The organism is Nocardioides sp., assembly GCF_050699375.1.
GTDB lineage: Bacteria > Actinomycetota > Actinomycetes > Propionibacteriales > Nocardioidaceae > Nocardioides.
Map to the genome: position 1 here is coordinate 1 of NZ_JBOHDN010000070.1, position 12,500 is coordinate 12,500.

At 70.3% G+C, this 12,500-nt stretch carries 14 protein-coding genes; 5 read left to right on the forward strand and 9 right to left on the reverse strand.

The annotated features are described in order from the left end of the window. Nucleotides 1-157 precede the first annotated feature (157 nt). The 8 genes from ACRDPS_RS04690 to bioB are packed head-to-tail and all read right to left on the reverse strand — an operon-like array spanning nucleotide 158 to nucleotide 7,637. The gene (locus ACRDPS_RS04690; RefSeq protein ID WP_431500465.1) at nucleotides 158-559 is read right to left on the reverse strand and encodes a Fur family transcriptional regulator; all 402 of its coding nucleotides are present in this window, start codon (nucleotides 557-559) and stop codon (nucleotides 158-160) included. Continuing rightward, on the reverse strand, nucleotides 546-1,565 hold the full coding sequence (locus ACRDPS_RS04695; protein ID WP_431500466.1) for a metal ABC transporter permease: 1,020 nt from the start codon (nucleotides 1,563-1,565) through the stop codon (nucleotides 546-548). Before ACRDPS_RS04695 ends, ACRDPS_RS04690 begins: the two co-directional genes overlap by 14 nt. Before the next feature lie 3 nt (nucleotides 1,566-1,568). Next, nucleotides 1,569-2,390 (reverse strand): metal ABC transporter ATP-binding protein, encoded by an 822-nt coding sequence (locus ACRDPS_RS04700; protein ID WP_431500467.1) that lies wholly within the window; start codon nucleotides 2,388-2,390, stop codon nucleotides 1,569-1,571. Continuing rightward, complete coding sequence (locus tag ACRDPS_RS04705; protein ID WP_431500468.1) at nucleotides 2,387-3,352, reverse strand: metal ABC transporter substrate-binding protein; 966 nt, start codon at nucleotides 3,350-3,352, stop codon at nucleotides 2,387-2,389. Before ACRDPS_RS04705 ends, ACRDPS_RS04700 begins: the two co-directional genes overlap by 4 nt. Before the next feature lie 11 nt (nucleotides 3,353-3,363). After that, a complete protein-coding gene (bioD, locus tag ACRDPS_RS04710; RefSeq protein WP_431500469.1) occupies nucleotides 3,364-4,011 on the reverse strand; it encodes a dethiobiotin synthase in 648 nt (215 codons plus the stop codon). 32 nt (nucleotides 4,012-4,043) lie between these two features. Beyond that, nucleotides 4,044-5,177: an 8-amino-7-oxononanoate synthase gene (locus ACRDPS_RS04715; RefSeq protein WP_431500470.1), complete on the reverse strand. Its 1,134-nt coding sequence runs from the start codon at nucleotides 5,175-5,177 to the stop codon at nucleotides 4,044-4,046. Next, a complete protein-coding gene (locus ACRDPS_RS04720) occupies nucleotides 5,177-6,463 on the reverse strand; it encodes an adenosylmethionine--8-amino-7-oxononanoate transaminase (RefSeq protein WP_431500471.1) in 1,287 nt (428 codons plus the stop codon). The genes ACRDPS_RS04715 and ACRDPS_RS04720 overlap by 1 nt, the downstream gene beginning before the upstream one ends. 1 nt (nucleotide 6,464) lies before the next feature. Continuing rightward, nucleotides 6,465-7,637, reverse strand: a complete 1,173-nt coding sequence (bioB, locus tag ACRDPS_RS04725) for a biotin synthase BioB (protein ID WP_431500472.1) — start codon at nucleotides 7,635-7,637, stop codon at nucleotides 6,465-6,467. 158 nt (nucleotides 7,638-7,795) lie between these two features. Here bioB and ACRDPS_RS04730 point away from each other — a divergent pair, with 158 nt between their 5' ends. The 5 genes from ACRDPS_RS04730 to ACRDPS_RS04750 all read left to right on the forward strand — a co-directional run bounded on the left by ACRDPS_RS04730 (nucleotide 7,796) and on the right by ACRDPS_RS04750 (nucleotide 12,050). Next, nucleotides 7,796-9,031, forward strand: a complete 1,236-nt coding sequence (locus tag ACRDPS_RS04730) for an alpha/beta fold hydrolase (protein ID WP_431500473.1) — start codon at nucleotides 7,796-7,798, stop codon at nucleotides 9,029-9,031. 75 nt (nucleotides 9,032-9,106) lie between these two features. Further along, a complete protein-coding gene (locus ACRDPS_RS04735) occupies nucleotides 9,107-9,769 on the forward strand; it encodes a GNAT family N-acetyltransferase (RefSeq protein ID WP_431500474.1) in 663 nt (220 codons plus the stop codon). Nucleotides 9,770-9,857: 88 nt separating this feature from the next. Next, a complete protein-coding gene (locus ACRDPS_RS04740; RefSeq protein ID WP_431500475.1) occupies nucleotides 9,858-10,328 on the forward strand; it encodes a hypothetical protein in 471 nt (156 codons plus the stop codon). A gap of 199 nt (nucleotides 10,329-10,527) precedes the next feature. Further along, a complete protein-coding gene (gene uppS / locus ACRDPS_RS04745; protein ID WP_431500476.1) occupies nucleotides 10,528-11,238 on the forward strand; it encodes a polyprenyl diphosphate synthase in 711 nt (236 codons plus the stop codon). A gap of 152 nt (nucleotides 11,239-11,390) precedes the next feature. Next, the gene (locus tag ACRDPS_RS04750) at nucleotides 11,391-12,050 is read left to right on the forward strand and encodes an HAD family hydrolase (protein WP_431500477.1); all 660 of its coding nucleotides are present in this window, start codon (nucleotides 11,391-11,393) and stop codon (nucleotides 12,048-12,050) included. A gap of 200 nt (nucleotides 12,051-12,250) precedes the next feature. Here ACRDPS_RS04750 and ACRDPS_RS04755 read toward each other — a convergent pair. Next, nucleotides 12,251-12,500 (reverse strand): helix-turn-helix domain-containing protein (locus ACRDPS_RS04755; protein WP_431500478.1); only part of this gene is annotated, 250 nt, incomplete at its 5' end.

The window sequence follows — 12,500 nt, forward strand, 5'->3', positions numbered from 1 at the left end:
CGCGGCCTGCAGCAGCGACGTACCCGAACACGCCAGATCGAAGAACCGCGACCACACCTCTGCCGGATAAGCCACCGCAACACTCCTTCATCAGGGATGTTGCTTAGACCGCTGGATTCCGCCGACGTCTCGGCCTGCAGAGCTGACGCTTCGGCGGTCAGCGGCAGTCGGAGCAGGTGCCGAAGACCTCCAGGGTGTGGGAGACGTCGGTGAAGCCGTTCTCCTCGGCCATGGTCTTGGTCCAGCGCTCGACCGCGGGGCCTTCGACCTCGACGGTGCGGCCGCACTGGCGGCAGACGAGGTGATGGTGGTGGGTGTCGGAGCAGCGGCGGTAGATCGTCTCGCCGTCCTCCGAGCGCATCGCGTCCACGGCACCGGACTCGGCGAGGGCCGTCAGGGTTCGGTAGACGGTGGCCAGACCGACCGCGCCCTCGAGGCGGGAGTGGATCTCCTGGGCTGAGTGGAAGCCGTCGTACGTCCTCAGGGCCTCCGCCACCGCGATCCGCTGCTTGGTAGGCCGCAGGTTGGAGTCGGATGCCAGCGGATCAGTGCTCGTCATAGTGTTCGCCCTCCGCGCCGACGTGCGCCGCGTGCCGGTGCCCGTCATGGATGTAGTCGACGTGGTCGCCGTGCTCGACGGCGACATGGCCGCACTTCTCGCCGTGGTGGTGGGGGTGTTCCTCGTCGACGGGTTTCTCCTGAGGCTCGGTCTCCGGGAAGGGAGTCACGAGTGCCCGGCGCCGGCGCAGCCAGGCGCCGATCGGCCAGACCAGGAAGAAGCCGGCCAGGGCGACCAGCACGATGCTGGGACCGGGCTGGACGTTGGCCCCCGTACGCGAGAGGGCGGCCGCCAGCGCCAGGCCGCCGACCGAGGCGACCAGGCCGGCGCCCATCGCGCCGAGCAGCGTCATCCGGAACGAGCGGGTCAGCTGCTGCACGATGGCGACAGGTACGACCATGAGAGCCGAGACGAGCAGGAGCCCGACTGTGCGCATCGCGATCACCACGCTCAGCGCCGCGAGCACCGCCACCAGGATGGAGTAGAACCGGACCGGCAGCCCGGCGACCTTGGCGTAGTCGGGGTCCTGGGAGACCGCGAACAGCTGCGGCGAGAGCCCGACGCAGATGAGGATCAGTACGATCGAGAGCGCCATCGTGACGAGCAGGTCGTCGACCGAGATCGTCAGGATCGAGCCGAAGAGGAACTCCTGCAGCCGGGAGGCACCGGTGCCGGCGAGCCCGGTGACGAAGACGCCGCCGGCGAGCCCGCCGTAGAACAGCATCGCCAGGGCGACGTCACCCTCGGCGTGACCGCGCTCGCGTACGACCTCGATGACCACGGCACCGGCGATAGCCACGATCACCGCGGTCCAGGTCGGTGAGGTCTGCGTCCACAGGCCGATCGCGACGCCGGTGACGGCGACGTGGCCGATGCCGTCGCCCATCAGCGCCAGCCGTCGCTGCACGATGTAGGTGCCGACCGCCGGCGCCGCGACCCCGACGAGGAACGCCGCGATCAGGGCACGTTGCATGAACGGCACCGAGAAGAGCTCGAGGAGTGTCATGGCCTAGAGCTCCTTCAGGGGAGTCGGGACGGCGGCGTTGGTCTGCGGCGGGTCGTCGGCGCAGTGGACGTGCGCGGCGTCGAAGCCCTGGGCGTGGACGTCCGCGTCGGAGAGCGGAGGGCCGTCGTACGCCTTGCGTCCGTCGCGCATGACGACCGCTCGGTCGACCAGCGGCGCCAGCGGCCCGAGCTCGTGGGCGACCAGCACGATGGTGGCGCCGTCGTTCTTGAGGCGTCGCAGCGCCTCGGCGAGCGCCTGCTGGTTGGGCAGGTCGACCCCGGCGGTCGGCTCGTCGAGCAGCAGCAGCTCGGGGCGCCCGGCGAGCGCCCGAGCGATCAGCACCCGCTGGTGCTGGCCGCCGGAGAGCTGGGCGACACCGCGATGGGCGTACGCCTCCATCCCGACCACCTCGAGCGCCGACCGGATCGCGGCGCGATCCGCGGCACGCAGCGGCCGCAGCAGCTTGCGGGAGGTGAGCCGACCGGAGGCGACGACCTCCCAGACCGAGGCGGGTACGCCGCCGGTGGCCGTGGAACGCTGCGGCACGTAGCCGACCCGGGACCAGTCGTGGAAGCCGGCCAAGGTGCGGCCGAAGAGCTCCAGGCGACCGGCCGAGAGCGGGTTGAGGCCGACCAGGGTGCGTACGAGCGTCGACTTGCCGGAGCCGTTGGCTCCCATCAGTGCGACGAACTCACCGCGCTCGACCGTCAGGTCCACCTCGCGCAGGACGGGACGTCCGGACAGCGCGACATCCCCGTGCAGGAGCTGCACGGGGACATCGGCGGGGACGGTGCTGTTTCCAGGGCCGGTCCCTGGTCTGGTCACTGACAACCGTTGGCCGCCTTCAGGGCGTCGAGGTTATGTCGCATGAGGGAAAGGTAGTCCTCTCCAGCGGTGTCTTTCGAGAGGCCCTCGATCGGGTCGAGCACGGCGGTCTTCAGGCCGAGGTCACCGGCGAGGGTGTCGGCGAGCGCCGCGCTGACCAGGCGCTCGGAGAAGATCGTGGTCACGCCGTGCTCCTTGGCGTGCTCACCGATCTCGGCGAGCTGGGCCGGGTTGGGCTCCGCGTCGGGGGTCAGGCCGGCGATCGACTCGAACTCCAGGCCGTACTTGTCGAGATAGGCGAAGGCGTCGTGCGAGACCACGACCTCCTTGATCTTGCACTGGGCCAGGCCGGTCTTGAACTCCTCGTCGACACCGGTCAGGTCGTCGGTCACCTTCTTGGCGTTGGCCTCATAGGCGTCGGCGTTGTCGGGGTCGGCCTCGGCGAGAGCGTCGCGTACGTCCTCGGCATACTGCGCCAGCAGCAGCGGGTCGTGCCAGAAGTGAGGGTCGAGCTCGCCGTGGTCGTGCTCCTCCTCCTCGGCGGGCGCCTCCTCGCCCTCATGGGAGTGCTCGTCGCCGCCCTCCTCCGCGGCACGGAGGTCGACAACCTTCTCGACATCGACGACGTCGCCCTTGACGTCCTGCTCGACCGCGTCGTCGACGGCGGGCTGGAAGCCGTGCTCGGTGAGGATCAGGTCCGCGCTCTGCAGCGCGGCGGTCTGGTTGATGCTGAGCTCGAGGTCGTGCGGCTCGACGCCCGGCTTGGTGAGCCCGGTGATGTCGACCAGGTCACCGCCGACCCGCTCCGCGACGTACTCCAGCGGGTAGAACGCGGCCGCTATCTCCACCTTCCCCGAGCCGGACCCGGAGGAACCGGGGTCGTCTGTGAAGGCAGCGCATCCGGAGGTGAGCAGGAGCGCGCCGGCAGCGAGGAGGCCGACGGAGCGAGTCGTGGGGGTCATGAGAACCATTCTCAGTGTTGTTGAGAATGGTTGTCAATTCCTTTCGGGATGCCGAAGAGCAGCGGTACGTCGGTGACTCGGGGGAGATCGATGCGATTGCACCTCTCGGCGAGCCCGGGATCATCCGGCCACGAGCCGATGATCAGCCCGTCGGGCTCGAACCCGCGAGCCCGCAGCGCGGCCACGGTCAGCTCTGTGTGGTTGAGGGTGCCCAGTCCGGCCGCGGTGACGACGACGAACGAGGTCCGTACGTCCTCGGCGACGAGTGCGTCGGCCAGGTCGAGGAGTGTGCCGCCGTCGGTGTCCAGGCGCACCAGCAGGCCGCCGGACCCCTCGACGAGAACGAGATCGTTCTCGCTGGTCAGGGCAGAGATCGTCGGAGCGTACGCAGCGACCGGCGGGATCTGAACCCCCGCCCGCCGGGCCGCGGTGTCCGGCGCGAGCGGCTCCTCGAGCCGGGTCAGCTCGTGCACCTCGATCCCGGTCAGCCGGTGGATCTCGGCGGCGTCGCAGTCGCCGTCGGCCGTGCCGGTCTGCACCGGCTTCACGACCGCGACCTTCTCGCCGTTCGTGCGGGCCCGGGAGGCCAGGGTCGCCGTCGCGACGGTCTTGCCGACGCCGGTGCTGGTGCCGGTGACGATCACCACGCGTCCGGTCACGCCGCGGCCTCGGTGAGCATTCAGCGACCGGCTCACCCCGCCTCACCCACGATCACGTCGATGGCCTTGACCGCCCGCTCCCACTCCTCGTCGGTGACACCAGCGCCCGCGGTGACCCGCAGCCGGGAGACGCCGTCGGGGACCGATGGTGGTCGGAAGCAGCCGACGCGTACGCCCTCGGCGAGCAGGTCCGCCTGGGCCGTGATCGCAGCGTCGGGGGAAGGCATCGGCACGGACAGAACTGCACCGGCGGGGGCATGGATCCCGAGGGTCCGGGCCAGGTCGGTGACCCGAGCGCGGATGGTCTCGGCGAGGTCCGGGCGTGACCGCGCGACCCGCGCAGCTGCCAGTGCCGCCGCGGTGGCGGCGGGCGCGAGGCCGGTGTCGAAGATGAACGGACGGGCGGTGTTGACCAGATGGTCGAGGACCGCTTGCGGCCCCAGCACGGCACCACCCTGGCTGCCCAGACTCTTGGAGAGCGTCGCGGTGACGAGTACGTCGGGCCGTCCGGCGAGGCCGTGACGGTGGACGAGCCCCGGGCCGTGGACGCCGACGCCGTGGGCCTCGTCGACGACGAGCAGCGCGCCGTGCTTCGCGCAGGCGTCGGCCAGCTCGACCAGCGGTGCCTCGTCGCCGAGCACGGAGTAGACGGACTCGGCGAGCACGAGCGTGCGTACGCCGGGACGCGCCGCGAGCGCCGCCCGGACCGCCGCCACGTCGTTGTGCGGCACAACCGTCAGCTGGGCACGGGAGAGCCGTACGGCGTCGATCAGCGACGCGTGGATGTGCGCGTCGGAGACGACGTGGGCGGTCCGGTCGGCCAGCGCGCCGACGACCGAGAGGTTGGCGTGATAGCCGGTCGAGAAGGTCAGCGCCGCGGGCTGTCCCAGCCAGTCGGCGAGCTCGGCCTCCAACTCTTGATGAAGCGTCAGAGTGCCCGTGACCAGGCGAGACGCACCCGCGCCGCCACCCCAGAGCATGGCCGCGTCGGCCGCGGCGCGACGTACGTCGGGGTGTCCCGACAGACCCAGATAGTCGTTGCCGGCCAGGTCGACGCTGGGCGATCTCGAGGCGGCGTCGTCAGGTCCGCGCGGCCGCAGCCGCCGGGTCAGCCCGGCCTCTTCCCGCGTCGCTGCCGCGTCGGCCAGCCATCTGTTCCACGTCATCAGGCCACCTCCGCAGCCGCGGTGATGGCGCGGCAGATCCTGGCGAGGTCGGCTTCGTCGGTGATGTAGGGCGGCATCGTGTAGATCAGGTCGCGGAACGGCCGGATCCAGACCCCCTCGCGCAACGCGGCCTCGGTGGCCTTGGCGCCATCGATCGGATGGTCCAGTTGGACCACGCCGACGGCGCCGAGGACGCGGACGGCGGTGACGCCGGGTGCTCCGGCAAGAGGGGAGAGGCCGGTCGAGAGCGCGGCGGAGACCCGGGACACGTCCTCGCGCCACCCGCGCGCGGCCAGCAGGTCGAGCGAGGCCAGCGCGACCGCGCACGCGAGCGGGTTGCCCATGAAGGTGGGCCCGTGCATGAGCACGCCCGACTCGCTCCGCGAGATCGCGTGCGCGACCTCGGAGCTGGTCAGCACTGCCGCCAAGGTCATGTAGCCGCCGGTCAGCGCCTTGCCAAGACAGACGATGTCCGGCGTGACCTGCGAGGACACGAGGAGATCGCCGGTGCGGCCGAGACCGGTGGCGACCTCGTCGAAGATCAGCACCAGCCCGTGCTCGTCGGCGATCTCGCGCAGCACGACCAGGCAGCGGTCGTCGTAGACCCACATCCCGCCCGCACCCTGGAGCCGCGGCTCGACGATGATCCCGGCGAGCTCGTCGGTGTGCTCGGCCGCCAGGCGGCGTACGCCCTCGGCCCAGGTCTCCACATCCCCGCCCGGCGCCGGCGGACGCTCGGCGAAGACCTGCGGCGCCAGGACCTCGGTGAACATCGAGTGCATGCCGCCGACCGGGTCGCACGTGCTCATGCACCCGAAGGTGTCGCCGTGGTAGCCGCCGCGCAGGGTCAGCAGCCGCGTACGCTCCGGCCGTCCGCGGCCGCGCTGGGTCTGCAGCGCCATCTTGATCGCGACCTCGACGCTCACCGACCCGGAGTCGGCCAGGAAGACGTGCTGCAGCGGATCCGGGGTGATCGCGACGAGCCGCTCGGCGAGGTCGACCGCGGGTGCGTGGGTCAGGCCGCCGAACATCACGTGCGCCATCCGCCCGGCCTGCTCGGTGAGCGCGGCGTCCAGCTCGGGTACCCGGTAGCCGTGGATCGCCGACCACCACGATGACATCGCGTCGACGACCTCGAGGCGCTCGCCGTCGTCGTCGAGGTGGAGACGTACGCCGTCTGCGCCGGTGACGAGCCGCACCGGCGCCGGGTCGGTCATCGAGGTGTAGGGGTGCCAGAGGTGCTCGCGGTCGAAGGCGAGCAGATCCTGGACCCGGTCAACACCCATCTCAAGCGTTGGCGGCAACGTCGGTCCCCGCGCCGCGGCGCCGGATCACCGGGCCGTCCTGCTCGTCGTGGCCGCCGCAAGCGTCGCCACAGCCATCACCGCAGCCGTCACCGCAGCTGCCTCCACAGCCGCCCGCGGCGCGCTCGGCGACCCTGGTGCGATGCTCCTCGATCAGCTCGTCGAAGGCGCTCTCGTCCATGCCGAGGATGATGAAGCCGCTGTCGCGCAGCATCTCCAGGTCGGCCAGCGCGTCCTGTCCCTCGGAGGTCAGGTAGTCGCCGAGGAAGATCGAGTTCGCGACCTGGAGCGCGGCGGCCTGCAGCGAGCGCAGGTGCATCTCGCGCCCGGCCGCGATCCGGATCTCCTTGTCCGGGCAGACGAAGCGCGCCATCGCCAGGATCTTCACGCAGCGGGCGGGGGAGAGCTCCCAGGTGTTCTCGTACGGCGTCCCGTCGAAGGGCATCAGGAAGTTCACCGGGATCGAGTCGGCGTCGAGCTCCCTGAGCGCGAAGAGGGCCTCGACGAGCTGCTCGTCGGTCTCGCCCAGGCCGGCGATCAGGCCCGAGCACGGCGACAGGCCGGCGTCCTTGGCCTTGTCGATCGTGTCGATGCGGTCGGCGTACGTGTGGGTCTGGACGATCTTGTCGTGGTTGGACTCGGCGGTGTTGATGTTGTGGTTGTACGCATCGACACCGGCCGCCTTGAGCCGCTCGGCCTGGCCGCCCTTGAGCAGTCCGAGGCAGGCGCACACCTCGACGCCGTCGTGCTCGTCCTTGAGGGCCGAGGTCATCTCGACGACCTTGTCGATGTCGCGATCGGAGGGGCCGCGGCCGGAGGAGACCATGCAGACCCGGGTGGCGCCGCCGCGCAGCCCGGCGCCCGCCTGCTCGAGGGTCTCGTCCTTGGACAGCCAGGAGTACTTCAGCACCGGCGCCCGGGAGCCGAGCGCCTGGCTGCAGTAGTTGCAGTTCTCCGGGCACAGGCCCGACTTGAGGTTGACCAGGTAGTTCACCTTCACGGTGTTGCCGAAGTGTTCGCGCCGGAGCCTCCCCGCGGCGGCGACGATCGTCATCAGGTCCACATCGGGAGTACGCAGCACCGCCAACGCGTCCTCCGCGGTGGCGGCCCCACCGGCCAGGATCCGGTCGGCGAGCTGGTCGAAGGCTGTCGTCATGCGGTGCGTCTCCTCGGGTGATGGCAACCTGAACGACGTTCAGGTGAACGGCGTTCAGGTTAGATGGGGTCGGTCCGCTGCGCAACGCGTGCTTCCGGAGGTCGAGACCTCGAGAGTCCAGATCCAGCCACCCGGGCTCCGTGCCTAAGATCGATCTCGTGCACATCGAGACGATCCCTGGCCTGGTGCTGATCGAGCATGAGATCGAGGTGCCGCTCGACCATCGCCGAGGTGATGGCGAGAGGTTGACCCTCTTCGCCCGAGAGGTCCGACGGGCCGGCGATCGCGTGGACCGCGACGCGCTGGTCTTCCTCCAGGGCGGTCCAGGCGGGGAGGGCCCACGCCCGATCGGGACCGTGGACGCGCCCGCCTGGCTCGATCGGGCGCTGAAGGACTATCGAGTGATCCTGCTCGACCAGCGGGGCACCGGCCGGTCGACACCGATCACCGCGATGGCCGATCGGAGTGCGCAGCAGCAGGCCGACTATCTGGCTCACTTTCGCGCCGATTCGATCGTCGAGGACGCCGAGCTCCTCCGCAGCCACCTCGGTATCTTGCGGTGGTCGCTCCTCGGCCAGTCCTTCGGCGGGTTCTGCTCGCTGCGCTACCTCTCGACGCATCCGGCGTCGCTGCGCGAGGTCATGTTCACCGGGGGAGTGCCGCCGGTCGGCCTCGCTGCCGACGAGGTCTACGCCGCGACCTTCGCTCGCACGATCGAGCTCACCGAACGTCACTACGCCCGCTTCCCCGGCGACCGCGACCGGATGCTGACCCTTGCCGAGCGCTGTGAGGCCGGCGAGATCAGGCTCCCGCACGGCGGGCTCCTGTCGGCCCGCCAGCTCCGTTCCATCGGCAGTCGGCTCGGGATGATGGGCGGCTCCGAGCAGATCCACTACCTCCTCGAACGCGACCCGGCCGGTCTCGGCTTCGGTCACGAGGTCGCCTCGCTGCTGCCGTTCAGCGGTCACTCGCCCCTCTATGCCCTCGTCCACGAGGCCTGCTACGCCGATGCCCAGGCGACCCGGTGGGCCTCCGAGCGCGTCCAGCCCGCTGCGTACGAGGATCCGACGCTCTTCACCGCCGAGCACCTCTTCCCGTGGCACCTGAGCGAGGACCCGCTGCTGGCTCCCTTCGCCGAGGCGGCGGACCTGCTGGCCGAGCGCGAGTGGCCGAGCCTCTACGACCCGTCGGTGCTGGCGTCGGTCGACGTCCCGTGCGCCGCGGCGGTCTACTACGACGATCCGTACGTCCTGCGCGAGCACTCCCTCGCCACCGCCGACCTCGTCCCCACCCTGCGTCCCTGGATCACCAACGAGCACCTCCACAACGGCCTCCTCGTGGCCCCCGACGACGTGCTCGGCCGCCTTATCGGCATGGTCCGCGGCGTCTCTTAGGAGTGCCCCCTCCGGGGTGAGATCGGTGCGGATAACCGTTGGTGGCCGACGGCGGGGGTGCGCGAAGGTGTGCTCATGACGACTGTCACCTCGGCACTACCTCTGCTCGGCCTGCGGTTCACCGCGGGGCCGCTGGAGCTGCGCGGGATCAGCGATGACCTGCTGGGCCCGTTGGCCGACATCGCGGTGGCCGGGATCCATGCCAGCGACTCGATGCCGTTCTACGTGCCGTGGTCGACCGCGCCGGGCGAGGTGCTGCCGCGGAACTTCGCGCAGTATCACTGGAGCCAGCGCGCCGCCCTCAGCCCCGCGACGTGGTCGCTCGACCTCGCGGTCCTCTGGGAGGGAGAGCTGGTCGGCGTGCAGGGAATGTCGACCAAGAACTATCTCGTGACCCGCACCGGCGAGACCGGGTCCTGGCTCGGGCGCGGCCGCCAGGGCAAGGGCATCGGCACCGCGATGCGGCAGGTTCTCTGCGCCTTCGCCTTCGATCACCTCGACGCCACCCAGATCACCTCTGGTGCCTTCACCGACAACCCGGCCTCGCTCGGGGTCAGCCGGAAGGTGGGCTACCGGGAGAACGGCGTACGTCGGGTCGAACGCCGGCCCGGTGAGCTCGCCGTCGTCCAGGATCTCCTGCTCACTCCGGAGGATCTGGTCCGCTTCGAGCACCCCCTCGAGGCCGATGGCGTCGAGGCCTTCCGGGGGCTGATTGGACTGGACCGGAACCGTTACTGATGTGACGGATGAGGCACCTCGGTTGTCACATCAGTAACGGTTCCGGGCACTCGCCGCGCAGGCCAGCTGTGCCGGGCACCATATGCACATGGCTCTACCCGCGATCGCCGTCCGTACGGCGTCCTTCATCCTCGCCTCGGCGCTCGTCTGGCTCGCCTACCCCGTGCTCGCCGTCCTCGTCTACCTCGGTCTCCTGATCGCCTCCGCGGCCGGTGGCCTGGACGCGGGCGGTCCGCTGGCCGGCCCGATGCTGGTCATCCTCGGTGCCGGCGCCGGCGTCCTCTGCGTCGCGATCGCTGCTCCGGCCGCGCTCGCCGCGCGCGTCGTGGGCGGGGTCAAGGGCGTCCTCGCCGGCTCGGTGGTCCTGCTCGTCCTCGTTGCGGGCGTGACCCTGGTGACCCTGGCGCTGGTCGACTTTCCCGGGCACCCGGTGCTCGCGGGCGCGCTGCTGCTGGCCGCGACCACTCCCGCCGCGCTCGTCCTCGCGCTCTCCGACGCCGGAGTGGGTCTGCTCGCCCGCGTCAGCGTCCGTCGGACCCCTCTACCGGCAGATGCCTGACCCATGTGGAGCGGCCATGAACCCGCCCGGATCTCCGGACGACACGCAGGTCTCCGGCGTGTCGCGCCCGCTCGGACGCGGCTTGTGGCCCCGGCGGCAACGTCGCCCCGATCCAGGACCTGAAAGACTCGTGCCCGTGAGCGTGGAGGTGGTCCGACGCCGAGCGCCGCCAGATCCTCTACCTCAACGACCCGAGACGATGAAGCCCGTGACCGCCGCGACGATGGCCCCACACCTGCTGCCGACGCATGTCGGCATGGTGATGGACGGCAACCGCCGCTGGGCGAAGAAGGCGGGCTTCGCGAACCCGGGTGCCGGTCACGACGTCGGCGCCGATCACGTCGAGGACCTGCTGGGGTGGTGCACCCATTGGGGAATCGACCATCTCACCTCCTACGTCCTCTCCGCCGACAACATCCGGAAACGCCCGAAGTCGCAGGTCGACCACCTGTTCGGCATCCTCGCCGACAAGCTTCCGCAGACCGTAGTACGCAGCGACCGCTGGGCACTCCACGTCTCCGGCGATCTCTCGCTGCTCCCCGATGACGCAGCCGAGGCGTTGCGTGCGGCCGTGCGGGAGACCGCCGACCGTCCGGCCAACCTGACGCTGGCGATCGGTTACGACCCTCACGGCGACATCGTCGAAGGCATCCGCCGGGCCGTCGCCGCCGGCGTCACCGAGATCGACGAGCAGGCCATCACGGCAGGTCTGCCAGGCGGACCGGTCAAGGAGATCGACCTCGTCATCCGCACCAGCGGCGAACAGCGCCTCTCCGGCTTCTTTCCCTGGCAGACCGCGAAGGCCGAGATCGTCGTCAGCGAGAAGCTCTGGCCCGATTTCACCGAGGACGACTTCGCCGAGGCGCTGGCGCTCTACGCCGCGCGACGAACGGCCGACGTCGCCCCCTGAAGCCCGAACGCCGAGCTCGCCGCAACAACCGTGCATGTGCATGGAAGCTGCGCGCCGAATCCGCTGGCAGGGTGTCAGAACCCCACACGTGCACGGTTCTGGCCCCGTGGTCGTTGGCGTTGTGACCGAAGTGCGGCAATAGGGTGTCGGTCGTGCTGCGCGCGATCATCTTCGACCTCGACGACACCTTGGTGGATCAGGCGGGGGCGGCGCGGAGGGCGGTCGTCGGGTGGGCTGCGGATCATGGGATCACGGGGATCGATGTCGCGGACAGGTGGGAAGCCGTCTCGGACACGCACTATCGCCGCTACCAGAGCCGGGAGCTCGGCTTCCAGGATCAGCGGCGGGCGCGGGCGAGGGAGTTCCTCGGGGTCGACGTCACCGACGCTGAAGCCGATGCGCTGTTCGCCGGCTACCTGGAGAGGTACGAGGCGCAGTGGGCCGCCTTCGACGACGCCCGTCCGACGCTGCGACGCGTGCGCGAAGGCGGTCTCCGGACCGTCGTCCTCACCAACGGGGACGACACCCACCAGCGCCTCAAGCTCGGCCTGACGGGTCTGGCGTCCGAGGTCGATCTGCTCGTCTCGACCTCGACGCTTCCCGCGAGCAAGCCCGACCCGTGCGCCTACCAGCTCACCTGTGAGCGCGCCGGGATCCCGCCCGCCGAGGCGCTGATGGTCGGCAACAGCCTCGCCCACGACGTACTCGGTCCCATCGAGGCCGGTCTCGCCGCCGTCCTCCTCGACCGCCACGACGCCCATCCGGAGGCAGCCGTATGCCGTATCGACACACTTCACGACCTCCAGTGGTGACAGCCCGTCAGAGCCGCAGCGCGTTCGCCGCCATCCGGTAAGCCACGGCGACGCCGTCAGGGTCCTGGGAGGAGCCGCTCCGGAGCACGGACTCGGCATGGGCGCGGATGCTCCGGCCAGAATCGGCGGTCAGCAGGTCATGACAGAGCGAGTGTGGTCGGCCGAGGATGCGCGCTCAACCGGTTTCACCCCGGTAGGGGTCACCGGTCGAGATCGTCGAGGTTCAGGCCCATCGGTGACTGGCCGGGGATCTCTTTGGAGGCGATGACGGCCCTGGTCAGCGGCAGCAGCAGCGTGATGAGGTCGTCGACCTCGGCAGGCTCCAGGGTCGCGTACGCAGCGGCAGCAAGCGCATCCGTCGTCGACTCGATCCCGACCTTGGTCTCCCGGCCGACATCGGTGAGCGCGAGACCGTCGTCGGTGACGAGCCCACGGGAGCGCAGCGAGGAG